The sequence below is a fragment of the Pseudoalteromonas sp. SG43-6 genome (assembly GCF_014164365.1).
Lineage (GTDB): Bacteria > Pseudomonadota > Gammaproteobacteria > Enterobacterales > Alteromonadaceae > Pseudoalteromonas > Pseudoalteromonas rhizosphaerae.
The window spans coordinates 41334-66748 of sequence record NZ_JACJEZ010000002.1; the positions used below are offsets into that span (position 1 = coordinate 41334).

General features: G+C 38.7%; 18 protein-coding genes. 8 read left to right on the top strand and 10 right to left on the bottom strand.

Translation table 11 applies throughout. The features are described from left to right. The first annotated feature begins 116 nt into the window (after positions 1-116). Positions 117-1499: a Na+/H+ antiporter NhaC family protein gene (locus H5201_RS00960; protein ID WP_145234337.1), complete on the top strand. Its 1383-nt coding sequence runs from the start codon at positions 117-119 to the stop codon at positions 1497-1499. Between the two features lie 142 nt (positions 1500-1641). Here the strand turns inward: H5201_RS00960 and H5201_RS00965 are convergent, their stop codons facing one another. The 3 genes from H5201_RS00965 to H5201_RS00975 all read right to left on the bottom strand — a co-directional run bounded on the left by H5201_RS00965 (position 1642) and on the right by H5201_RS00975 (position 4889). After that, positions 1642-1881: a hypothetical protein gene (locus H5201_RS00965; protein ID WP_182717570.1), complete on the bottom strand. Its 240-nt coding sequence runs from the start codon at positions 1879-1881 to the stop codon at positions 1642-1644. A 2100-nt stretch (positions 1882-3981) separates the two neighbouring features. After that, positions 3982-4455 (bottom strand): RES family NAD+ phosphorylase, encoded by a 474-nt coding sequence (locus H5201_RS00970; RefSeq protein WP_182739518.1) that lies wholly within the window; start codon positions 4453-4455, stop codon positions 3982-3984. Beyond that, the gene (locus H5201_RS00975) at positions 4455-4889 is read right to left on the bottom strand and encodes an antitoxin Xre/MbcA/ParS toxin-binding domain-containing protein (RefSeq protein ID WP_182739517.1); all 435 of its coding nucleotides are present in this window, start codon (positions 4887-4889) and stop codon (positions 4455-4457) included. The genes H5201_RS00970 and H5201_RS00975 overlap by 1 nt, the downstream gene beginning before the upstream one ends. Before the next feature lie 384 nt (positions 4890-5273). Here H5201_RS00975 and H5201_RS00980 point away from each other — a divergent pair, with 384 nt between their 5' ends. Continuing rightward, the gene (locus H5201_RS00980; protein WP_182739516.1) at positions 5274-7454 is read left to right on the top strand and encodes an OsmC domain/YcaO domain-containing protein; all 2181 of its coding nucleotides are present in this window, start codon (positions 5274-5276) and stop codon (positions 7452-7454) included. Positions 7455-7534: 80 nt separating this feature from the next. Here H5201_RS00980 and H5201_RS00985 read toward each other — a convergent pair whose 3' ends face one another. The 3 genes from H5201_RS00985 to H5201_RS00995 form a co-directional block, all read right to left on the bottom strand. Beyond that, positions 7535-7939, bottom strand: a complete 405-nt coding sequence (locus tag H5201_RS00985; protein ID WP_182739515.1) for a DUF1801 domain-containing protein — start codon at positions 7937-7939, stop codon at positions 7535-7537. A 150-nt stretch (positions 7940-8089) separates the two neighbouring features. Beyond that, a complete protein-coding gene (locus H5201_RS00990) occupies positions 8090-8680 on the bottom strand; it encodes a DUF1287 domain-containing protein (protein WP_182739514.1) in 591 nt (196 codons plus the stop codon). Between the two features lie 146 nt (positions 8681-8826). Next, entirely contained in the window at positions 8827-11706 is a 2880-nt protein-coding gene (locus tag H5201_RS00995) for an insulinase family protein (RefSeq protein WP_182739513.1), read from the bottom strand. Between the two features lie 154 nt (positions 11707-11860). Here H5201_RS00995 and H5201_RS01000 point away from each other — a divergent pair, with 154 nt between their 5' ends. Then, the gene (locus H5201_RS01000; protein ID WP_182739512.1) at positions 11861-12280 is read left to right on the top strand and encodes an MAPEG family protein; all 420 of its coding nucleotides are present in this window, start codon (positions 11861-11863) and stop codon (positions 12278-12280) included. Between the two features lie 50 nt (positions 12281-12330). Here the strand turns inward: H5201_RS01000 and H5201_RS01005 are convergent, their stop codons facing one another. Then, positions 12331-13074, bottom strand: coding sequence for a peptidylprolyl isomerase (locus tag H5201_RS01005; protein ID WP_182783512.1), 744 nt, complete (start codon positions 13072-13074; stop codon positions 12331-12333). Positions 13075-13337: 263 nt separating this feature from the next. On the opposite strand from H5201_RS01005, the gene H5201_RS01010 reads away from it, so the two are divergent. Together H5201_RS01010 and ushA are read left to right on the top strand one after the other, a co-directional pair. Then, positions 13338-13535 carry a hypothetical protein gene (locus H5201_RS01010; RefSeq protein ID WP_145234351.1) on the top strand — a complete coding sequence of 66 codons (198 nt, stop codon included), beginning with the start codon at positions 13338-13340 and terminating at the stop codon, positions 13533-13535. A gap of 77 nt (positions 13536-13612) precedes the next feature. Next, positions 13613-15247: a bifunctional UDP-sugar hydrolase/5'-nucleotidase UshA gene (gene ushA, locus H5201_RS01015; protein WP_182783514.1), complete on the top strand. Its 1635-nt coding sequence runs from the start codon at positions 13613-13615 to the stop codon at positions 15245-15247. A 78-nt stretch (positions 15248-15325) separates the two neighbouring features. Here ushA and H5201_RS01020 read toward each other — a convergent pair whose 3' ends face one another. Both H5201_RS01020 and H5201_RS01025 read right to left on the bottom strand, forming a co-directional pair. Further along, a complete protein-coding gene (locus H5201_RS01020) occupies positions 15326-16273 on the bottom strand; it encodes a hypothetical protein (protein WP_182717579.1) in 948 nt (315 codons plus the stop codon). Next, positions 16266-17162, bottom strand: coding sequence for a PhnD/SsuA/transferrin family substrate-binding protein (locus H5201_RS01025; protein WP_182717580.1), 897 nt, complete (start codon positions 17160-17162; stop codon positions 16266-16268). Before H5201_RS01025 ends, H5201_RS01020 begins: the two co-directional genes overlap by 8 nt. Positions 17163-17383: 221 nt before the next feature. Here H5201_RS01025 and H5201_RS01030 point away from each other — a divergent pair, with 221 nt between their 5' ends. From H5201_RS01030 to H5201_RS01040, 3 genes are all read left to right on the top strand, one after another. Then, positions 17384-18247 (top strand): S1/P1 nuclease, encoded by an 864-nt coding sequence (locus H5201_RS01030; protein ID WP_182717581.1) that lies wholly within the window; start codon positions 17384-17386, stop codon positions 18245-18247. A 31-nt stretch (positions 18248-18278) separates the two neighbouring features. Continuing rightward, positions 18279-21455, top strand: coding sequence for a TonB-dependent receptor (locus tag H5201_RS01035; RefSeq protein WP_182783516.1), 3177 nt, complete (start codon positions 18279-18281; stop codon positions 21453-21455). A gap of 275 nt (positions 21456-21730) precedes the next feature. Beyond that, positions 21731-24919 (top strand): TonB-dependent receptor, encoded by a 3189-nt coding sequence (locus H5201_RS01040; protein WP_182760768.1) that lies wholly within the window; start codon positions 21731-21733, stop codon positions 24917-24919. 63 nt (positions 24920-24982) lie between these two features. Here the strand turns inward: H5201_RS01040 and H5201_RS01045 are convergent, their stop codons facing one another. After that, positions 24983-25414: a MarR family winged helix-turn-helix transcriptional regulator gene (locus H5201_RS01045; protein ID WP_182760769.1), complete on the bottom strand. Its 432-nt coding sequence runs from the start codon at positions 25412-25414 to the stop codon at positions 24983-24985. Position 25415: the final 1 nt, after the last annotated feature.

Consider the following 25415-nt stretch of genomic DNA (forward strand, 5'->3'; position numbering starts at 1 on the left):
GACTTCTGCGTGCAAAAGCAGTGACTTGGAATATCAGCCGTTGGGCTAACATTCTTTGTTTTTGTTAAGCAGTTTGAGCCAATTACTCAAATGCTTTTTATTTTGTGAATACTTAAATGCTCGAACCTTCTGCGTTAAGTCTTGTGCCGCCAGTTGTAGTGGTGGTTTTGGCGATCGTGCTACGTCGTCCTATTTTATCTTTGCTGATCGGTGCCCTTGTTGGCCTTGCTATGCTAAATCCTGTTGAAATGCTTAGCAACTTTGCTGCGGCATCGTTAAAAGTAATGGTAGATGAAACAATCGGCTGGCTTATTCTAGTGTGTGGTGGCTTTGGTGCGTTAATCGCATTACTAGTGCGTACCGGTGGTGCAGCAGCATTTGGTAGTTTTGCGCTGCGTTTTTGTAAAGGCCCACGCTCATCTTTACTCATGACCTTTTTGCTTGGTATCGTTATTTTTATTGATGACTACCTCAATGCGCTTACCGTGGGTGAAACCATGAAACGCATTACTGATAAATTTAAAATCAGCCGTGAAATGCTTGCCTACGTGGTCGACTCTACCGCAGCGCCAATCTGTGTATTAGTGCCGCTGTCTACCTGGGCGGTGTTTTTTGGCGGCTTGTTGGTTGATAACAACATAGCCGTCGAAGGCCAAGGTATTGCTGTGTATATTCAAGCAATACCCTATATGCTGTATGCATGGTTTGCCGTGTTACTTGTGCCATTAGTGGTACTTGGTGTTATCCCTTTATTTGGGCCGATGAAAAAAGCCCAATTACAGGCGATGCAAGAACAACCGCAAGTAGATCCTGCACAGTACAACGAAGTGCAAACTGCCGATGAATACGCAGTAAAAGCCGTTGAAGAAAGCTTTGAAAGCGCAGACAGCCACGGCAAACTGTACAACTTTTTACTACCTATTTTATTGCTCGTTGCGTTCACTGTGTATTTTGACATCGACGTGTACAAAGGGTTATTAGCGACATTCGCCGTGACGCTGCCATTTTATATGCTGCAAAAGCTAATGCCATTTGCCGAAATGATTGAAAAAATGCTCGATGGTTTTAAAAGCATGTTGCCAGCAATAGGAACTGTGATCGCCGCATTTATTTTTAAAGATGTGTGCGACCAACTACTATTACCACAGTTTGTAATTGATTCCTTAAGCCCATTCATGACCGCAGGCTATTTACCTGCAGTGGTGTTTTTAGCAATGGCAATTTTGGCGTTTGCTACAGGCTCAAGCTGGGGTATTTTTGCGGTAACAATTCCTATTGTGATGCCTCTGGCAGTCGCGGTTGATGCAAATATACCGCTGGTGATTGGTGCGCTGTTATCTGCCTCATCATTTGGTAGCCAAGCATGTTTTTACTCAGATTCAACTGTCCTTGCAGCACAAGGTTCAGGCTGTAACTTAATGAGTCACGCAATTACTCAATTGCCCTATACACTCATCGCAGCAGCCTGTGCATTTGTCGGGTTTTTAGTGATAGCATAACGACAAAGGTTAAAAATGGTCTAGCTTTTCAGCGCGGGAAATAAATACCCGCGCTAATTTTTTATCAAGGAAAGAATCGGATATAATAACGAAGCTAGAAATTTTGTAAAAGGAGTAATATTTTGCTCTACACTTGCCATTTCTAAAGCTTCCATATATGCCACACAAAAGGACGTATAGCAAGCGTTACATCGCCTTGCTGTTCATCTGGGCTTGAAGGAATATACCAACCTCGCATTACCTCTTTAATGAAGCCATGCTTAGTCAAGCGCTCTCTATCGGTGCGCTCAAGCATTTTCGATTGCACAGCAATAATGCCACTATCTTGCAATAGCTTTAATCGCTCTAGAGAATGTGTAAGCTTTACTGACACTTGATTCATGTTAACACAGCTAGTTTTTGCTGAAGTTGAAAATTAGCTTTTAGTGTAGTTAATTACTAGCTTTTAATGCAGCTGTGATAGCTTAGGAGAATTAGGTGCAGGAAAAAGTTAGCGAGGTGAAGGTTAAAAACAAACCCATTTAACTATACAGCCACTTTAATTGAGCAAACAAAACTGTACAACTAAATTTACTTTTTAGGCTCAAAACATTTCTATTGCTACTTGGTACTTGGTACTTGGTACTTTAATTTCAGCTATTAAATGGGTCATTATCCCTATTAAAGTCAAATTATTCGAAAAAAAAAATAACTGACTGATACTATTTAACTTTTTACTAAGTGGCCGGATTTTTAAGCTAACAACTATTTTGGCGTGAAATGCCTGCAAAACGTAAGATCTTTTAGATTGTTTGCCTGTGATTGTACTTTCTAAGCGTTTTTCACGCTGGTATGCATGAGTTGTAAAATAGGAACGCCCTCTTTATACTGAACGCATATATCCTTAGCCATCTAAAAAAGCCATAATCATTATGCTCAAGACTATTTATCCATCCAAAAGCTTGTTTATCCAGCTCTTATTTATTTTTATAATAGTAGCATCCATAATGCTTTCACATGAAGAAAAATCAAGCATAAAAACGGGGTACAGCCTTGAAACTCTCACTACCAAAATAGTTATCAACCATGGTTGGCCTCTAACTTATAAAAAAAGCCAAAGAGGGTGGCCTTCCATTATCTATTACACCAACTTGTCAATCATATTGTTAATTGCTTTTTTGGTCGGTTTGGTAATTCCTTTGGTGATTAATCTCGGCACTTTCTATTGTGAAAAAAGAAAAAAATAGAAAAATAAAGTTAAGAATACCATTAATTAGAGTGATATGGGATTAGGGGGCGGCTTTAACAATGTCTTTATTGGCTTGGCATACTCCTAGATAAATAAGCAGAGATAAAATCTGAAAGTTACTTATCTCTTTACTTATCTTTGCCTTCTACTTTCTACCTATTATGTCGTCGATGACACAACGTTTAGTAAAGTGTCTGTTAACGTAGGCTTTGCGCCAACTGCATTAAATGAAAGTTCATTTTAAGGCGACCTAACTATCTAATAGCTACGTTGCTTTCAATCAAAATAATAAGCCAACTATTACTCAATAATTACTCCTGTAATATTCCACTACGGGCCCTATGTCATAGTCAATCACGCACCTTGTTATTGAAAATTTATACACGCTAACAAATTGTTCACTAAATTTATATATTTGGTATTATTCGCTTTTTCGTATAATAAGTTAATAACGAATGAAGTAATAACAAACCTATAAGCTCACACACCGCTACTTCAGCAGTAGAGGTAGAACTAGTATAATAGAAAATAGAGGTTATTTTATAAACTCTTGTTGATAAGAAGTAACCAAACACACTAGGAAATATCAATAGTAATACCGAGCAGAGAATGATGAATCGTATGATCAAATGCTGATTTTTTAAAATAATATCTTCCCATGCTCGAACTACAACATACAGGTACGGAGCAAATATGAATGGGATATACAAAAAAAGATTTAAGCTCTCGTCGCTACGAGTGAGTATTCCGAAAATCAATAGAATACTAATAATTAGAAATAAAAGACTACAAATGACCGACAGTGTTTTAACAAAGAATTGTTTCATGAGTGCTTATTGTCGCCTAGATTATTAAATAAATTTAAGATGAGATAGGTTAAGTTATTCTATCTATCAAATCAATAGATTAAAGAATCGCCCGCAAGCGCCCCCCCGTTTAAAGGAGTCCTAACTAAGCACTGTGCTTTTCTTTATTATCTAATTCGACTAACTGATTTTTGAACACTCCCCTCCCGGTCTGCAATCAAGCACCCGAGGTTTTCGCTACGCTCTGTTAAATTGTGGCAGACACAAAGTTTAAGAAATTAAACCCAGTACAATTAGTGAATAGCGATTCTTGCTTACAGTCTGAACTGTTTTGTATAAATAGCACTTATTGGAAGCAATGAAAATAGGCTCTAAAAACATGCCTAAGTGGTTGAAAATATATTTTCAAGCTGATAGTAAGTGGTCGAATCAGCCACTTACTAAATCACTAAAGCTTTAAAGCTAATCTTTTAGGGTAACTAAATGGTTGGCATTCAACGCATTTTATTTCATGCGCATCAGTATGTGCGGGATTTATTATAAAATTATACTCATCTGAACAAACAGATGAAGGAACTTGCAGTACAGCTTCTCCCATACTCGTTAACCAGTCGCTACCCACTATTTGGGTTTTTAATATATAAGGGTGATCATCCCAGTCACTTGGTAGATCAGATACAACCAAGCGTTTAATTTTCAGTTTATCAGGTATCAATATAGATGTGACTGATAGCTGCTTGTTAAGTATATCCGTAGAGTCGTTCACTAACCTCTCAAGCATTGCAAGTGAACGGCTACTTGCTGTGTAAACAACAGGTTTACCAGCCATGTGCCATCTACCTTCTGCATAAAGCCCACCTAGGCCTGATAGCGCGTTATTTGAATTGTTATGTTCAGTTGGGGCAATTCTATAACAAATCATCAAGCAGTGAATCCATACTCTAGCCCATAAATAATTCGCTTAATTAACTCACGGCCGCGAATGGTATGCAAAAATTCTTTTGGCGCATTGCCATCGAACTGCGTATGAGCGGTGTTCAACCACTCATTCCAACGTTTTACATCACCAAAGTATGAAATACCTATAGACGACAAACGTGCAACTTCCAATGCATTTTGACTTAAGTTAATACCTAAACGTTTGCGCTCTTTTACATGTCGCTCCAATGTCCGCGTAGTAGTACCAATAGTCTTAGCTATTAGTTTTTGTTCCCATCCAAGCGATTTACTAAGAAGGAAAATAGACGAAGCTTTCAAGCCTGTAGTAGCAACAGTAATTTCTTCTAATGCATTAGAGTTATTAGTGATTAACCCACCACTCACTACTTTTATAAAATCAAACTTTAAAGTTTCCATAGACACCTCCAGCGACAATTGTCGTTAATTATAATACCAAGTGTCAAAACTAGCAAGGTGACATAGCGCTATTCACTGATAGCTGAACGAGATGGCCGCTGGGGTTCTTGCATCTCATGCGCACCATGCAATTTGTCTAATTCTGTATCAGTCTAATGTAAAGTACTCTCTTGAGTAAATTCAAACACACTAACAACTTTGGCCTTTAACCTTGCTAACTTTACCCTCGCGAGCATTACTCTTTTTCCAATTAACCACGACTATTACTTGTATCTGCTCCCCTAAAAAGCGGATAATTGCAGCTAAATGAAAATACACTGACTAAGTCTGGCGCAAACACCTGCAAGCCTTACTTATTAGTGCGCATGAAGGTGGACCAACTCAATGGAAATTAAAGTTAATTTTCTCGATAATCTTAGATTAGAAGCTAAGTTTGACGATTTCTCAGTCATTGCGGATCAACCAATCCGTTACAAAGGCGATGGCTCTGCGCCAAGTCCATTTGACTACTTTTTAGCATCTTCGGCTTTATGTGCTGCGTACTTTATTAAAGTGTATTGTAATGCCCGTGATATCTCGACTGACGGTATTCGTGTTGCGCAAAACAACATTGTTGATCCTGAAGATCGTTATAACCAAATCTTCCAAATCCAGGTTGAACTCCCTGAAAGTATTTCTGAAAAAGACCGCACCGGCATTTTACGCTCTATTGATCGTTGTACCGTAAAGCGTGTTATTCAAACCATACCTGAATTTAAAATTGATGCCGTAGAGAGCTTAGATAACGACGCGCAAGCCATGTTAATGGCAAAATCAGCAGGCAGCGAAAACACCTTTATTTTAGGTAAAGATTTACCGCTTGAGCAAACCATTGCTGATATGACTGCGATTTTGGCTGACTTAGGCATGAAGATTGAAATTTCATCATGGCGTAATATTGTACCAAACGTCTGGTCATTGCATATTCGTGATGCTGCATCACCGATGTGTTTTACCAATGGTAAAGGCGCCAGCAAAGAAAGCGCATTATGTTCAGCCCTTGGCGAGTTTATTGAACGTTTAAACTGTAACTTTTTTTACAATGACCAGTTCCTTGGTGAAGAAATTGCCAACAGCGAATTTGTTCATTACCCGAACGAAAAATGGTTTCAGCTCACTGATGATGACTCACTACCAGAAGGTATTTTAGACGACTATACCTTGAGCATTTACAACCCTGAAGATGAACTGTGCGGCTCGCACCTTATCGACACAAACTCAGGTAATATTGAGCGCGGTATTTGCTCTATCCCGTATGTGCGTCAATCTGACGGCGAAACCGTATACTTTCCATCAAACTTAATTGAAAACTTATTTTTAAGTAACGGTATGAGTGCCGGTAATAACTTTGCAGAAGCCAAAGTACAATGTTTATCTGAGATTTTTGAGCGCGCGGTTAAACGCCAAATTATCGAACAAGAAATTGTACTGCCTGATTTACCGGAAGAAGTACTTGCTAAATATCCAGGTATTGTTGCTGGTATTAAAGGCTTAGAAGAGCAAGGCTTTCCAGTTGTGGTAAAAGATGCCTCCCTTGGCGGACAGTTTCCAGTGATGTGCGTTACCTTAATGAACCCAAAAACCGGTGGCGTATTTGCTTCATTTGGTGCACACCCAAGCTTTGAAGTCGCCCTTGAGCGCAGCTTAACTGAGCTATTACAAGGTCGCAGCTTTGAAGGCTTAAATGACGTACCAAAACCCACCTTTAACAGCATGGCCGTATCAGAGCCTGAAAACTTTGTTGAGCACTTTATTGACTCAACAGGTAAAATTTCATGGCGCTTTTTCAGTGCGAAGCACGATTATGACTTTGTTGAATGGGATTTCTCCGGCACTAACGAAGAAGAAACCGCAAGCTTGTTCGGTATTTTAAAAGACTTAGGTAAAGAAGCTTACATTGCTGAGTTTTCAGACCTAGGCACAGCGTGTCGTATTTTAGTGCCTGATTACTCTGAAGTTTACCCAGTAGAAGACTTAATTTGGGATAACACCAACAAAGCCCTTAAGTACCGTGAAGACATTTTAAATCTGCACAGCTTAGATGAAGATCAGCTTGCCGATTTAGTTGAGCGCCTAGAAGACAGCCAGCTTGATAACTACATCGACATTATTACCCTAATTGGTGTTGAGTTTGACGAAAATACCGTTTGGGGTCAGTTAACGATACTTGAACTTAAGCTGTTAATTTACTTAGCACTGGGTGACTTAGAAGCGACGATGGAACTGGTTGAAACCTTCTTGCAATTTAACGATAACACCGTTGAACGCGGGTTGTTCTATCAAGCAATGCACGCGACTTTAGAAGTTGCGCTAAATGATGACTTAGAAATTGAAGACTACATTCACAGCTTCACCCGCATGTTTGGCCAAGAAGTAATGGATGCAGTAGTCGGCTCTATCAATGGTGATGTGATGTTCTACGGTTTAACTCCAACCAATATGCAACTTGAAGGGTTAGATCGTCATCAGCGTTTGATCGACAGCTATAAAAAACTGCATGGGGCTCGCGCTGCAAGAGCCAAATAACTATTGTCAGCGCGAGATTTGCGTAGGCGGGATTTTATATCGCGCTGTTACTCTTTCTGTCGGACAATAACTTCTTAAATTTAAGCACCTAGCAATGGCAGGTGCTTTATTTTTTTATAGCGCAAAGCCAACGATATACAATGGGCTAACTCTTTAACTGGCACGGTTTGATTAAGCTTAAACACCAAAGCACGGTTACCTTCATAGCTAAACGTATCACCATAAAGCTCTTTGAAGGTTTCAATAAGTTTAGTTTTACAGTTAAAGTAAATACAAAATTGCTCAGCTGATTTTGGTTTGTGATCAAAACGAATGGTAGTGCCTATTTTTGAAATATAACTCGGCTCTCCCCACTTGAGTGTTTCTTCAAGTTCAGTGATGCCATCCTGCACAGCTACCTGCAAAATCAGACTTCTGATCTCATGTAATACAACCGCGATATTTTCAGGGTACGTCGTAAATTTTTGTTTAACACTCTGATTCATTTAACGCTCCTTAAAGAGTCGTAAAATTAGGCTATTTCGTTAACTCAAGTATTTTTACTTTGTTTATCTGTGCTGAGTAAATTTTGCCCTGCCACTTCGGCTTTTTAGCTAACCATGCCGGCTTTTCTGAATGTTTCCAGATACCCGCAATCAATTAACGGCTGGCTCATACCGATAATGGCCGGTGATCTTATAACGAAACAGTACATCCTCAAGTTGCGGCCCTGCGCCTATGTTATGCACTATTAATGGGGTTTTGTTATCTGCAGTGTATGTATCTACCACGATACCGATATGCGGCAAATTGCCCGGCAGCATCCACGTGACAATATCGCCTGCTTTATAGGTCTGAGCATTATTAGTTATGGGCAGTACTGTACCGTGGCGTTTAAAAAAAGCCTGTAAATTAGGCACGCGACGATGATCAATATTACTATCGGGTTTAGTAAGCCCCCATATTCTTGTTGATGGGTAGACTGAAAAATTATCGCGCATATCTTCATGAACTAACTTTTGTAAATCGATACCCAGTGCTCGGTAGCTGCGAATAATCACATCTGTGCATACGCCAATATTGGCAGGTACATCGCCATTTGGATAGGCAATACGGTGATAAGCGCCGTCATAGCGCACGCTTTGTGTTGTTCTATCATTTGCAGCGTTTACAAAATCATCAGCAAATGAGTTGGCTAAGCTATAAAAAGGGCTTAGCAGTAGCAATATGCACACTATCTTATTCATCAAAATCCTAGCGGTTTGAGCTGTTCCTTTTTTATATAGTTACACTGTACATACATTTTGTAAATTATTTAAAAGATAATGATTCATAAAAAAGCCCAAGCAAATCGCTTGGGCTTTAATCTTTTTCAACGCTTCAATGTGCTAAATTACTTTTGCAATTTAATGCCATTAAAGTGCGCTTGTAAGTCTGTTACCAATGTTTGTTTTGGTAAATCTGCAAACGGTTTGTCGGCAAATTTGCTACCACGAAGCTGTACGTTTAAACGCGCAGCTTGTGGGTTTAACATAGTTTGCTGGTAGTAGTCTTTGATATCAGCAAGCGTGACTTTTTCAACTTCAGCGATTAACTTATCCTTTGAATCAAAATCAAAGTTTTCACGATACCAATCGCCAATCAGTGGGCCCATTTCATCGCTAAGATTTTTAGGCTGCTGTTTAAGCGACACTAATACGGCATTTTTAAGCTGCTCGAAGGTTTCTTCGCTCATGTTATCAAGCTCTACTGCATATTGCATTTTGAACTCTTCAAAACGCGCTTGCATGGTTTTTACATCTTTTACTGGGGTTTGAATAAACAAGCCAATCGCTGAGTAATCTTCAATCGGCCTTGCTAAACCACCAACCGCATACGCTAATTGCTCTTCAGTACGTAACTTGTCAAACGCGACGGTGCTAAAGTGACCTTGTAAGACTTGCGCTTGCGCTTTTTGCTTATAGCCTGCAATCGGGTGTACAGTCATATCAATGATAGCTACATCAGCCACATCAATATCTTTTTGCAATACAATCGTTTCGCCTGGTTGCGGTAACCACGCTTTACTGCGCGCAAATTCAGTGCTTATATGCGCCGCTGGTAAAACTGCCGTTAACTCTTTAGCTATCGCTTCAACATCTGTTTGGTTATAGTTACCATAAGTAAACACCCGCATTTCGTTATTAGCGAAGGTATGCTGTTTAAGCTGCTCAAAATCTGCAATGGTTAATGCTTTTGCCGTATTGATCAGTGCATCGGTGTCAAAGCTGCCAGTTCGTATTAATTTAGAATACTCACCAAACGCTTGATAATATGGGAATTGTTTTTGGGCGTTTAATAAATCACGTTGGTAACGATCAAGCGCTTGAGCAAAACCTTGCTCAGTTACTTGCACATCAATATTTGTCAGTGCTTGCGCGAGTAAAACATTTTGTTTATCGGTAAAACCACTCATTGAAAGGATAAGTCCGTTACTTGCTTCAAGGCCAACACTCATACCTGCCACGGCAGCTTCGGTACTTAGCTTGCTTTGTTGTAAGTTAAATAAGTCAGACCATACTGAATAAAGTACTTTAGCTTTGATATCCGTCAAAGCATCTGGGGTATTTAAGTAAACTTCGACCAAACCTTTCGGTTGCTCGGCAAAGTTTTGACTCGCTTGACGCCATACTTTTACGCCATTTTTATCATATACCAGCTTAGGGTGTTTTTGCTCTGCAAATTGTGCTGTTTTAATCGCAAAACTCTCTGGTAATAAACGGTTTACCGTGGGTAATGCTAAGGCAAACTGACTAGGCTTACTCCAGCTGGCAATTTCAGCATCACTGATATCTTCAATGCGGTATTTACCATCGTAAAAATGCAATTGCGAATCGGTTTCTTCTTGCTGTGAGGTATACCAAATACGCAGAGTATCAGCATTGAGTTGCGCAAGTACGTTGTTGATCGCAGCTGCATCAAACTTAGCATAATAGAAAGGCGCATTAATAACGTGGTTTAGTGGATAATCTTGCATGCTACCAGTTAAATTACTGACATAGCCAAATTCATCGCCTTTTTCTAAAAATTGAAATTCATTATTAAGTGAAGTGCGAATTTCATTAAAGTATTTACTATCTACACCTTCTTTTTTGATCAAATCAATATATTGCATTATTGTTGCAACGATCGTTTCACGGTTTTTCATGCCTTCGTCTGTTAATTGCACATTAACCGTCAGCGCACCGTAATTACCATATTGGGTTGGCGCTGCCCCGGCTGAAAGTTGTGAAACCCAGCCTTTATCACGCAAAATTTGCGCCGGGCTACCTTGCATTTCATTGCTTAATAAGTATGCTACAAAACGGTTAGGTTTAACGGCAAATTCATTGCTGTTATCGGTAATAGTAAAATCAAGTTGTAACTCTTTTACGTCTTCATTTGGCGCGTAGTGAACGCGTTTTCCACCTACGTTATCAAAATCTAGCTTTGTGGTAACAGTTGGTTTGTCGATCTTTTTATCTTCAATATCAGCGAAGTATTTTTGTGCTTTCGCTTCCATTTCCGCAAGTGGTAGATTGGAAATCATTGCTACTTTCATAATGTTAGAAGAGTAGTATTTATTATAAAAATCAACGGTTTCTTTATGTAAAGAGCTACCGTCTTTATCACCTAATGTTTCAAGATTACCGATTAAAAAACGATTAGCTGGATGATCGCCCATCATTTGTCGGGCAAGCTTAAACTGACCAAAAAAATCCATCTCGCGACGCATTGACCATTCGGCGTTTACTGCGTTTTTTTCTTTATCGGTGTATTCTGGGTAAAGCTTAGGGGATTTAAAAAAGTCAGCAAAACGATCCAATGCTTCATCGTAAGCATCGTTATTTACTTCAAACATGTAATTAGTAATATCTAACCATGTATAAGCATTGTGGGCGCCGCCGTTTTTAGTCATAAAATCAGAGTAACCCTTGGTATCTGGGTAACGATCTGTGCCTAAAAATAGCATGTGCTCTAAATAATGCGCCATTCCCTGCTGGCTAATTGGATCATGTAATAAACCAACACCCACACTCAATGAAGCTGCTGATTTTTCAGCAGTTGGATCCGACACTAAAATTACTTCAATCTCATTCGCAAGTTTAAGGGTTTTATATTGACGAGTATCGTTGGGACTTATTACCAGCGTATCTGAAAGTAATGACGTTTGCTGCTGTACCGCTGTGGTGGTAGTCCCGCAGCCACTTAATACTGCTAAAGCAATAGCGCTTAAAGTAATTATTTTTTTCATATTGAGAATGTGATCCATACTTATTTGTTGTTTGAATGATCGGTAAAATTCAAAAAGCTTGCAATCATTTTTCTAAATACTTTGTAACACATTGTGAATTATAAAGACAAACTGCTAGGCTTAAAGTTACGTTATTTATCAAATGAGACTCTTAATGGAAAAATATGTATTACTCGCGATGTTTTCTCAGGTACTACTCACTTTTACGGTAATGGTAGTCATGGGCCGCCGCCGTTTTAGTGCGGCGCGTAACAAAACGATTACTATGCAAGATTTTGCCACTATGCAATTAAATAATGCGGGTGATGATGTATATATTGCCGGTAGAAACTTTATTAATCAGTTTGAAATACCAGTGCTATTTTTTGTAGCCTGTTTAGCTGCTTTACAGCTCAATGCAGCGGGTTATGTATTTATTACTTTAGCCTGGGGTTTTGTGATTTCGCGCGTCATTCACAGTATTATTCATTTAGGCAGCAATAGCGTAAAACCTCGCTATTATAGCTTTTTGCTTGGCTGTTTACTGGTTTTAACTATGTGGGTGTTATTAGTAATGCGGGTATTTGCACTCTAAAGCGTTACGTTTGCTATCGGGACACATAACCCGATAGCAAGTATATACCTTTAAGCTGCGCGGCGGCGTTTAAAGCCAAGCAATAATAATGGTAGTAACCAGCTCATACTACCACTTGAGCTATCCCCATCATCAGGCTGAGTTGGAGTCGAATCGTCAATTAGCGTATTTTCTTTTGGAGATAAATTTACTGACGAATTTGGATCATCATCAAGTACCAGAACACTATTGATCGACACTAAATTAGCAATAGTCAACGTGGTATCTGCACTTGCACATTGGTCTTTAGTTAGATTAACTACCGGTATTTCACCGCAATGCACTAACGCAGAGATCTTATCAAGCACAGCATAACTATCTGCTGTAATCTGACCAAATACGGTAAAACCGCCATTTTGCTTATCTAAGTTTGCGCTATTATCTTTGAGATTAAAAAACCATTGACTTGTGGCACTATTCGCATTATTGCTTAATTTAGCCATGGCAATCGTGCCTTTTACATTCGATAATTCTGGCTCATTCACAACAGCTGGTGACGTTGTGATCGCTTTAAAATCATCGGTAAAAGTAAAGCCTCCACCTTGAATAATAAAATCCTTGATTGAACGGTGGATCACGGTTTGATTGTACGCATCACTTTGTATATAACTTAAAAAGTTCTCGACCGTTTTGGGGGTCTGTTGATCAAACAAATCAACCTTAATAGCACCTTGTGAAGTTTGCATTTCAACTACAGTTGCATGGCTTGCAAATGAGGTTGCGGTTAACAAACCGCATAGTAATAGTTTTTTCATTATTATATTTATCCTGAAGAATGTTGTGGTTATGTGAATTTAATGCAAATAGTAAAGAACTCTTGTGGAGATTACGATAGCAAAACGTACCTTTAAACAAATCAAACCGAATTGATTACATTTAAATTACATGTGGTTACAATGTGTTGTTATTCACTCACGTTATAAATAAATTTTGTTTAAAACGAAATCGTCTTAATAGCCGAGTTTATTTTGTTAGTATTATTTATAACAATAAAACACACACAACAGGATTAACAACTATGTCGTATGAAGAGCAACACATCTGTGATTTTGGTTTACACCAAGGAGAGGCGTACACTAAGTTACCGGCAAGCTTTTTAAACTGGATGGTGGGTAATAACCATGAAAAATCAGCATTAGCAGAACAAGAGTTACAGCGACGTCAATTAGCGGCAACTGGAAAGTTAAATTTCCAAGATGACATTAAAATAGAATAATTACGTTATTTTGCAATAAAACTAGTTTAAACTATGCGCTTAATAAATAGCACAACACTGACAACACGGGTCATATTATGCGCATATTACTTTCATTTTTCCTATTACTAAGCATTACTGCATGTAGTAATCATCAAACCTCCGTTCAACAAGCTGACACAGCAGATATTCACTATCTCACCATTTTACATACCAATGATAATCATGGCCGTTTTTGGCATAACGAAAAAGGTGAATACGGTATGGCTGCACGTAAAACCTTAATCGACCAGTTACGTGCTGATGCGCAGCAACAAGGTCACGCAGTGCTACTTCTATCTGGTGGTGATATAAATACAGGCATTCCAGAATCAGACCTGCAATTTGCAGAGCCTGATTTTAAAGGAATGTCATTAATTGGTTACGATGCGATGGCGATTGGTAATCATGAATTTGATAATCCACTGAGTGTTTTAAAACAACAGCAGCAGTGGGCAAATTTCCCGCTTCTTTCGGCTAATATAATTGATAAAAAAACCGGTAAAAATGCCTTCGAATCTTATAAGATTTTTAACAAACAGGGGCTGAAAATCGCCGTTATTGGTTTGACAACCACAGATACCGCTAAAATAGGCAACCCGCAGTATATCGGCGGCCTTGAATTTCAAGAGCCCGTTGCAGTAACCCAAGCTTTAGCCGAGAAAATCAAAGCACAATATCAACCGGATATCACGATTGCAGTAACTCATATGGGTCATTATGTTGATGCGAATTATGGTATAAATGCACCTGGCGATGTTACCCTTGCCCGCTCTTTACCAGCTCATACCCTTGATATGATCATCGGCGGTCACTCACAAGAACCTGTGTGCATGGCAAGCGAAAATAAAAATGACGATAACTTTAAACCCGGTATGACATGTAAACCAGACCAACAAAATGGTACGTGGATAATGCAAGCTCATGAATGGGGTAAATATGTCGGCAAAGCCGAGTTTAAACAAGAAAACGGCGTATTAACCTTATTAGATTATAAACTATTGCCAGTTAACTTATACGTTGATAAAACGCAAGCTGATGGTTCAATTAAGCCTGAGCTTGCCAACGAATACATCAAACCAGACGCTGCCTTAAAAACATTTTTAGCTGATTACCAAGCCAAAGGTGCAAAACAAATTGAAGGTGAAATTGGTTATGTTGATGCAAAGCTTGAGGGCGATCGCAATAAAGTTCGTTATCAACAAACCAACTTAGCGCGCGTTATTGTGCAAGCACAAATGAATGTTGTTGGCGCTGATTTTGGTATCATCAGTGGCGGTGGCGTACGTGATAGTATTGCTGCAGGTGCAGTTAGTTATAAAGATATTTTAAAAGTACACCCTTTTAAAAATCGCATCGCGTATGTTGATTGGCAAGGCCAAGAGCTTTGGGATTACCTTGAGACTGTAACTAGTTTCCCACCGGATTCTGGTGCTTATTTGCAATACCACAAATTAAGCTTCGAGCGTAACGATAATGCGCTGACTAAAGTGATGATCAACGGCAAAGTTCTGGATAAAAACAAAACCTATCGCATGAGCATTAATAGCTACAATGCATCTGGCGGTGACGGCTACCCGATACTGATAAATCATAAAGGATTTGTCAGCACTGACGAAACAGATGCACAAGCATTAAAACGCTTCTTTATTGAAAATAGCCCAGTCAAAGCCATTGAATTTGCTCCTAAATAATCAGAGCTTACCTCACACAGTTTAAGTATTAGCAGTGTGAGGTTTTTATTCTGAACTAACTTACTAACTAGGTTAAGGTTATTTGCCTATCACCTCTATATCATCTGCTTTGATATTCGATAAACCATAACTATGTAACCGTGACCGAGAGCCTTCCCCATGTGCCTTAGGTGGGTAATATTTCTCCTTCAGCTGTGAGTGTTCAATAAGTACCTCATCCAATGCAGCCCTAATTTCACTCAAGGTTTTTTCTAGACTATTAGTAAAATTAGGCCGTTTACGAATAGTATGGCCAAGTTGTGTTAATCGGTAAAAATACTTATTAGCAAGTTCAATTAACTCATCCGGCACATCTTTGTTTTGATTAAGTATCACGTCCGGATTCTCAACGCAAAACTCGATTAAAGCCAAGTAAAAACACAGTGGTTTGTTAGCTAAGCCAGCTTTTATCTCAGCGTTATCATTAATAGCCAAAACTTTGGCTTGCAAATCAATCACTAGTTTCACTTGCACATTAATCAGTGGAAGTTGCTCTACTTGTTCTTTTAATGCTAAGTGTTTCAGCGATGTTCGGTTAATAAGTTCAGCCCACTTAGAAAATAAAAAAGCCAATAATAACAATACCATAAAGGTATAAATATCGCTTATATGCCACCAACGCGTCTCAATTAAAAATGTAATCGCAACTTTTTGATCACTTGTTTCAAGATACTCTATCCGACTTTCGCGGCCATTATTTGTTAATGCCAGTGAGACATCATTGATGGTATTAACTTGAATTGGCTGTTGTATCAATTGCATATTCAAACGTTGTAGATAACCAACAATAGCATCATGATTACCCGAGTGTTTCAAAAAACGATTTGATAAGTCTAACCGAGGTAAATCTAGTGCAATTCGGTTTTCAATATCAGCCATTATTAAATCGTTATGTTGCGCCTGCTGCAGATAACTAGAGAGTTTAAACGTCAATAGCGCCGCACTAAAAATAAGCAGTGTCACGCCAAACAAGCGCTTATTATTCATCACGTTGCTCTCCTAAGAATTCAGCTTTACCCGCTGAACAATGCCAATATGGTTCAACATGATTAAAATAAGTCGACACTTGCTGCTTAGATAATTGGATTAATTGAGATTGGATAGCGCACAGCAAATCAGTGTTCTCATGCTGCATTTTAAAGTACCAACGTGTGCCTATTACATTATCGCTGATTGGAGTTATATAATTTTTAGAAAAATGCGCCTGATCTGCTTCCTTCCAAAAAGAGGCTATTAAATCAACCTGTCCATTGGCTAATAACTCCCTAAGCTCATTATGTGAACTGGCGTAAGTAATTTTTAAATTTTCAAGGTTGATCCCTAAATCTTTAAACTTTTGTTTAGGTAGTATATGCCCAGATCGGCTTGTAGGATAATCAAGTAAGCCAATCCGTTTCCCCAAAAAGTATTGCTTGTTAATTTTTGGCTTTTCTTTAGCTGAAATAAAAAACGCAGTATAACTTGGAAAGCCAACCACAGGCTGGTAGTTATAGGTCGATTCAGCTTTGAAGGCTGACATAATGTTGTTTTTTGCTAAAATTAAATCAGCAATACCTTTACCAATGAACTCAATGCTATCGGCAGTACGGTAACCCCATAAAGCGATCACTTCGCCATATTGTTTTGCTACAACGGGATCGTCACACAGGTTTTGTGTTAAAGAACGAGCAACCTTTTGCGACGAGGCATAGACAATTAATTGCAATTGGTTTTCTGTTGCCCTCGTCTGACAGCGACTAGATGTTTCAATTAAAGGCTTCAAGGTCCCCGTTGATGTAACCACACTCAGCTGGCCACTGAGCCAAACCAACAAAAAAAACAGTAACAAAACAGTAACAAAGAAGCTGTGTTGCAAAAGCAGCTGTTTAATTTTCAAAAGTTCAACAATCCAAAACGATTCATCCTCCTATTTGACCAATTTAAATTACTTATTACAACAAGTAATTTTACCCAAAACAGTTAAGCTTATGAATTGAAAGAACTATCAATGGGAAATTATGAATTTCTTTGAGTCCTTCCTATTTATCTCAAAATCAGGACAATTCGCGCCATAGAAGAGGCCGCTCTTGTCAAATAAGATCATTGAGGAAAACACAAATGTTACGCAAAATTACACATGGATTTAGTTATCTTTTAGTCGGCGCAGTACTTTTATCATCACAAAATGTATTGGCTTGGGGACAAAATGGCCACAGAATTGTCGGTAAAATTGCCGAAAATCACATAACAGACGCAACTAAAGCAGAGCTTAAAGAACTTTTAGAAGGGCAAAGCCTAGCGCAAATTGCTACTTGGGCTGATGAAATGCGCTCTGATCCGAGTCCTTTTTGGCAAAAAAAATCTTCTCGTTGGCATTACATCAACGCGCCAAGCAACTCAACTACATTTACTCACAACCACGATGAAAATTTAAATAAAGATAATGTAAGCAACATTCTTGAAGGGATGTATTTTGCCATCGATACACTAAAAAACAAAAACAGCTCAATAGATGCCAAACGTTTTAGCTTACGCTTTCTTGTTCATTTAGTTGGCGATAGCCATCAGCCGTTTCATGCCGGACGTGCAGAAGACAGAGGTGGTAACCGTGTTAACGTTACCTTTTTTGGCCAGCCAACCAACCTGCACTCATTGTGGGACACTAAATTAATCGAAAATGAGAACCTATCATTCACTGAATTCGCGCAGTTTATTGATACTAATAATGCAGAAATAATTGCTGAGTACCTAGCCAGTTCACCAGAACAATGGGTAACAGAGTCACACAATTTAGCTGACAAACTATACAAGCTAAATAATGACGAGATTGGCTTTAGCTACATTTACGAAAACACACCGATTATTAAAACTCGCTTACAACAAGCCGGTATTCGATTAGCAGGATTATTAAATACGTTATTTGATAGTTCAGCAAAACCGTTAGCAAAGGCACTTAAGATGTCAGCTAACACAAACAAGTAATAAACCTTAACTTTCCACGGGAATCAACAAAATGAATAAGCTTCGCCTTTCGAAATTAACTGGGGCTGTGATCCTAGCCTTAGGTGTTTCTACAAGCGTAATGGCAGCAGATACCTCATCCGCTATGCGTGGTAAAATTACTACACCTTCTGGCACTGCAGCTGCAAATGTGAAAATTAAAGTTATTCACCAACCAACTGGCACTGTAAGCGAATTAACAACCAATGAAAGCGGTACCTTTATTGCCAATGGTTTACGTGTTGGCGGCCCTTACACTGTGTTTATTGATTCAGACCAATTTACCGATACCATGCTTGAAAATATATATTTAGAACTGGGCGATACATATCGTCTTAATTCTCAGCTTCAAGCAGCTAACATCGAAAAAATTGAAGTATCAGGCTATAAAATTATTCAGCAATCTGGTGGTTCAAGCAGTACCTTTGGCGAAGATACAATCAATAACATGCCAAGCTTTAACCGTGACATTAAAGATATTGCCCGTCTAAATCCTTTAGCAAGTATCAATGGTAATGGCGAGTTAACTTTTGCGGGGAGCAACCCTCGTACTAACGGTCTAACTGTTGATGGTATTGGTCAAAACGATGACTTTGGTTTAAATTTTGGTGGCTACCCGACGTCTCAACCTCCTGTTTCACTTGACGCAATAGAGCAAGTTTCAGTTGACGTATCGCCTTTTTCAGCTTCTAAAGGTAACTTTGGCGGCGGTACAATAAACGCCGTAACGAAGTCTGGTACTAATGAATTCAAATTTTCAGGTTTCTATGAAACATCTACACCGGATATGGCCGGCGATGTTCAAACAATTAAAGAAGAAGATACTGATAAAGCCGGTTATAAAACTTATTCAACGAATAAAGTAAAACCGATTCAAACTGAACAACGTTTTGGTTTTAATGTCGGTGGCGCAGTTATTAAAGATGAACTATTTTACTTTGTAAACTACGCACAGTGGTCAAGTGAGCAGGATTTAGATTATGGCTTTAAGGATTCTGGTGCTGCAAATGAATTTAAAATAACAGAAGACAGCTACAATCGTTTTATTGCTATTTTAAATGACGAATATGGTTTAACCGATTCATTAGCAGGCGCGCCTGAAGACACCAACAAAAATTTATTAGTTAAACTTAGCTGGAATGCCAGTGATGAGCATCGCCTAGATTTCACATATCAATGGCAAGACGATCAAGCTGAGAAAAATGAGAGTAAAGGTGGAAATAGAGTAGTCTTAAAATCAAATACATATGCATATGTTACTAAGTTTAATAATTTTGCCACTAAACTTTATTCTGATTGGACTGAAGACTTTTCAACAGAGATTGGTATTGCCTATAAAGATGTGACCTCTGACAGTATTACTCGCTCAAACTTAGGTAGCATTACCGTAGAAGAAAATAGCAGAAAGGGCCCTAACTTTAATTTTGGTACTGATAGATATCGCCATGCGAACAAATCTGAAACTGAAAACTTAACACTGACACTTGATGCAACTTATCTAATGGACGAGCATGAAATTAACTTTGGTGCTCAATATGAGTCACTTCGTTTATATAACTTGTTTGCTGAAAACTCATTAGGTACATGGAAATTCACTAGTCTAGAAAATTTTGCTAACCGCGAAGTAAGTGCTTATGACTTCTCTTATCAAAATGCGTACACTAATAATTCAGCAGATACCGCCTATGATGTAACACGTAGTCAATTAGCTTTATATATTGAAGATACCTTTTACTTAAATGATGACTTAGAAGTGACAGCTGGCCTTCGCTATGAGCGCTTATCATCTGATGATAAACCGACTCTTAATGAAAGCTTTCTAAGCACCTATGGTTTTAGTAATCAAGAGAACCTTGATGGTTTAGATATTATTCTACCTCGCGTTGGCTTTAAATATTATGCAACTGAAGCATTAACTATTAACGGTGGAATTGGTCGTTTCCAAGGCGGTATTCCAAATGTCTGGTATAACAACTCATTTCAAAAAGATGGTATTACCCTCGTTTCTGCACCAAATAGTGTAATAAACGACTACTACCAAAATAACCCAGCAGATATCACTCAGGTCCCTGATGTTATTAAAAATTCGTTAGAGCAAGGGGCAGGAAGTACTGCTTACATTGATCCTGATTTCAAGTTACCTTCAAGTATTCGCGCTCAAGTTGGCTTTGAATATGAATTTGATTCTGAACTATTAGGTAATGGCTTTAAATGGCAGGCCGAAATTGCTTACCACAAAAAAGAAAATGAAGCTGTATGGCATAATACCTCTATCCGTCCTATCGGTTTAGCGGCTGACGGCGAGCGTGTAATTAATGAAACCATCTACAGTGGTGCATTGAAAGATAATGTTGATATTGCAATGACTAATTCAACCGACGATGGTCGCTCTATCATTATCTCTACTGGTATTGCTAAAGAATGGGATAACGGTTTATTTGTTTCTGCAAGTTATGCTCATCAAGATGTTACTGAGTCTTCTGTTGGATCAGCGTCGCAAGCCGAAGGTAACTATAAGCACAATATTACTGCTAATCGTAATCAAGATGTGGCAGCACGTGGCTTTTATGAAGTTGAGCATAGTTTCAAAATTAACTTAGGCTACAATGCTGAATTTATTGCCGGTTATGCGACTAAATTTAATATGTATTTTGAACGCCATTCTGGTCGTCCATTTAGTTATACAATGAATATGCATAAAGATGCTCACTTAGGTGACACAAGTTCTTTATTTAGTAGCAGTGCTTATTTGGCCTATATTCCAACGGGTGCTGATGATGCGAATGTCAATTGGGCTGATTCTGAAATGAATTGGGCACAATTAGCAGAGCGTTTAGATCGCGCAGGTATCTCTCAACGTGGCGGCATTATCGGTAAAAATACTGGAACGCAGCCTTGGGTTACCACCATGGACATCAGCATTAAACAAGAAATCCCTGGCTTTGCTAACGGCCATAGTGGCGAGCTATACCTTATGATTGATAATTTCGCTAACCTACTTAATAGCGATTGGGGTATAGAAAAAAGCTTGGGCTATTCAGACCAATCTATTTATGATTTTGGTGGTCTTGATGACCAAGGACGCTATATTATTGATAATAGCTTTGGTGGAGCTGATGTAAGAAACTATAGCCAAATAACGAGCTCATCAACATGGCAAGCTAAGATTGGTATCAGCTACAAGTTCTAATTTTTAAAACTCTATGTAAAACCCGCTTTTAGCGGGTTTTTTTATGCATAAAGCACTGGGTTTCATACTTTTGTCATATTTAATGAGTAAATTGACCCATGGGTACTAAATTGCTCGAAAAACCGCAATTTTGTTCTAAACTACTTTTATTACAAATTTATGTGCAATGTAACTTATTTGTAATGAAATAATAGGGTACAATTTAGCTGCTTGGAAAATCCGAGTAAATTAATACCAAAACTAAAAAATATTACACCTTACACGGGAAATTAATAATGAAAATTCAACTACGCAAAACAGCACTTTCACTTGCTATCGCAGCTTGTGTTGGCGTAAGTGGCGCAGCGTTTGCAAATGAAACGACCTCTGCAATTAAAGGTCAGATCAAGGGACCTAATGGTAACCCTGCTGCAGGCACAAAAATTACTATCGTTCACGTTCCATCAGGTTCAACAAAAGAAACTGAAACAAACGATGCTGGTTACTTCACCGCGAAAGGTCTTCGTGTTGGCGGTCCTTACAGTGTTGTTGTTGATTCAGATGTATTTGCTGACCAATCATTTAATAACATCAACTTGCAAGTAGGTGCTGATTACCCAGTAAACGTAACGCTTGAACCACAATCGAGTATAGAACAAATTGTAGTCACTGGCCGTGCTATTAGCACAATGTCAGGTGGTACAGGTCCGGCTTCAACATTTACTCTTACGGACCTTGAAAACCAACCTGCAATTAACCGTGATCTAAGAGATATTATTCGAATCGACCCACGTGTTGCTATCGATGACAGCCGTGGCACAATCAACTGTGGTGGTGGTAACCCACGCTTTAACAGCTTAACGCTTGACGGCGTTCGTATGAACGATAACTTCGGTCTTAGCTCAAATGGTTACCCAACTGTTCGTGCACCTTTCTCTTTCGATTCAATCGAGCAAGTTGCGGTAGAGTTAGCGCCATTTGACGTTCAGTACGGTGGCTTCACATCATGTAACATTAATGCCGTTACCAAGTCTGGTGGTAACGAAATCCACGGTGGAGTTTTCTACGATTACACTAACGATTCGATGAAAGGCGACAAAATTGAAGGTGATAAAGTTGATAATGGCGATTTCAGCGAAAAGCGTTACGGCTTTAATGTTGGCTTACCATTAATTAACGATAAACTATTCTTGTTTACCTCTTATGAAAAACTTGAAGGTGTACAACAATTTAATTACTCATCGTTAGTTTCTTCTGATGAAATTGAGCAAATTAAACAAATTACTAAAGATGTATATGGCTATGATGCAGGCGCTACACCATCTAGTTCACCAGTTGAAGATGAAAAAATCTTAGTAAAACTAGATTGGAACATTAACGACAATCACCGTGCAAACCTTATCTATAACTATAACGATGGATTTACATTGTCACAATCAGATGCTGATGGTGATGAACTCGCTTTTGATAGCCATTTTTATGAGCAAGGCGCCGAGTTTACATCAATCGTTGCTTCTTTATACTCTGACTGGAATGATAACTTCTCTTCAGAAATCCGTTTAGGTAAATCAGAACTAGACGCACGAGTTGAATCTTTAGATGCAGCAAGTAGTTTCGGTGAGTTCCAAATCAGCACTGATAATGCAACTGTATACGTAGGCCCAGATGATTCTCGTCAATCAAATGACTTAAACTACGATACTACTACAGCTAAGTTTGCCGGTACTTACTACCTTAACCAACATACAATTACAGCTGGTTTTGAGTATGAAAAGCTAGAAGTATTTAACCAATTCGTACAACACACTGAAGGTGAGTGGCGTTTTGCATCAATTGATGCGTATAGAAATGGTATAGCTAATGCAGTTTATTATAATAACTCTGCAAGCACGAATAACCCTGATGATGCCGCAGCTAACTTTGCTTATTCACAAAATACATTTTATGTCCAAGATGAATACAGCTTCTCAGATATCGATGCTTCTCTAACATTTGGTCTTCGTTACGACAGCTATTCAAGTGATGATAAACCAACACTTAATCAGAACTTTACTAATCGCTATGGCTATAGCAACCAGTCAACTTTTGATGGTATTGATTTAATTCAACCGCGTGTTGGCTTTGAATGGTATGCAACTGATGCATTAGAAGTGCGTGCGGGGGTTGGCTTGTTCTCAGGCGGTAACCCAAATGTATGGCTATCTAACTCATACTCTAATGATGGTATTACCAATATTGGTACTTACATTAGCGATATCAGTAACTCTTATAAAGTTGGCTCTGGTGATGACGAAGTTACTCTAGTTGACTTATTTGATACGCCAAATGTAAATAGTGGCACTCCAGGTTATGAAGTTCCACAAGATATGTTTGATAAAGTTGCAAACACTGAAATTGGTTCTGGTGATGCAACTGCAAACGCAGTTGATCCTAACTTTGAAATCCCATCTGAGTGGAAGTACTCTTTAGGAGCAACTTACACAACTGAAAACGATTACGTGTTTGCTTTGGATTATTTGTATACCAAAAAACGTGATGCTGCTACGCTTGTAGATATTGCTTTACAAGATTCTGGTGATACTACTTTCGATGGACGCCCTATCTATGAAAGAAAGGAAGATCCATTAAACCCTGGTAAATATCGTAGTGGCGAACTATTACTAACTAATGTAAATGGTGACAGTGGTGATTCGTCGATCATATCCGCAGCAGTAAGTAAGTCATTCGATAGCGGTATCTCAGTACAATTCTCTTATGCTTATACTGATGCTAACGACGTAAATCCAATGACCAGCTCTGTTGCTAGCTCAAACTACGGTAACTTAGCAACAACTAACCCAGGAAATCCTGGAGTAGCTACATCAGATTACGAAATTCCACATCGCTTTACATTAAACCTTGCTTATAATCATGAGTTCTTCAATGGTTATAACACCCGCTTTAACCTATTTGGTGAAGCTTATAAAGGTTTACCATATAGCTTTACTTATAAGAGCAATAGAAACACAAATGCAGGTGATATCCAGTTTGGCGATAGAAACTCTAATGGCGCACGTCAATTGCTATATGTACCACTAGAAAACGATCCTAATGTTGTTTACAACATGAGCGCTGATGAAATTAACGAGTTTAACGACTTTATCGCTTCTGAAGGTTTGAAACGTGGTGAAATTTCTTCTCGAAATGCGCAAAACTCTGATTGGTTTGTTAAATTTAACTTCAAACTTACTCAAGAAATCCCAGGCTTTATGGACGGTCATAAAGGTGAAGCATTCTTCGTTATCGATAACTTAACTAATATGTTGAACGATGATTGGGGTGTATTGAAGAAAGGTTCTTTCGTTGGTAATAAAATGGTTGAAGTGAACGTCAATGACCAAGGTCAATACGTTTACTCAAACTTCAGTGCACGCAGTGCAGAGCAGTCAATACAACGCAATGCCTCTTTATGGGAAATGCGTGTAGGTGTTCGTTACACGTTCTAATTTGCTAAGGTAACTTACAAATTAAATTAATTTTAAAGCCCATCTTTTGATGGGCTTTTTGTTTTATTCATCTAATTTACTAGTTAACTTATCTAAACAACTAAGCAAGGTTTGATACTCGGCTTGAGTTAAAACATCCAACAGATTCTTCTCCCACGCTAAAGCAGCTGGGGCTAACTGCTGATACAAGCCCAACCCTTGCTCACTCAACGCTAACAAGCTGGCGCGTTTATCTGCCGGATCGATTAAACTCTCTACATAGTGCTTATCTATCAATGCCTTAATTGCCCGTGATACAGTGGATTTATCCATTGCAGCTTGCTCACACAATGCTTTTGCGTTGCTTTGTCCAAACTGGGCTAAATTAAACAAAATACGCCACTGAGGAATGCTTAAATCACTTTGCTGTTGATACACGGGTGCAAACTGTTCACTCATTTTACTGGCTAAGTTAGCCAGACGATAAGGTAAAAATGTCTCTAAATCGAGAGCCATG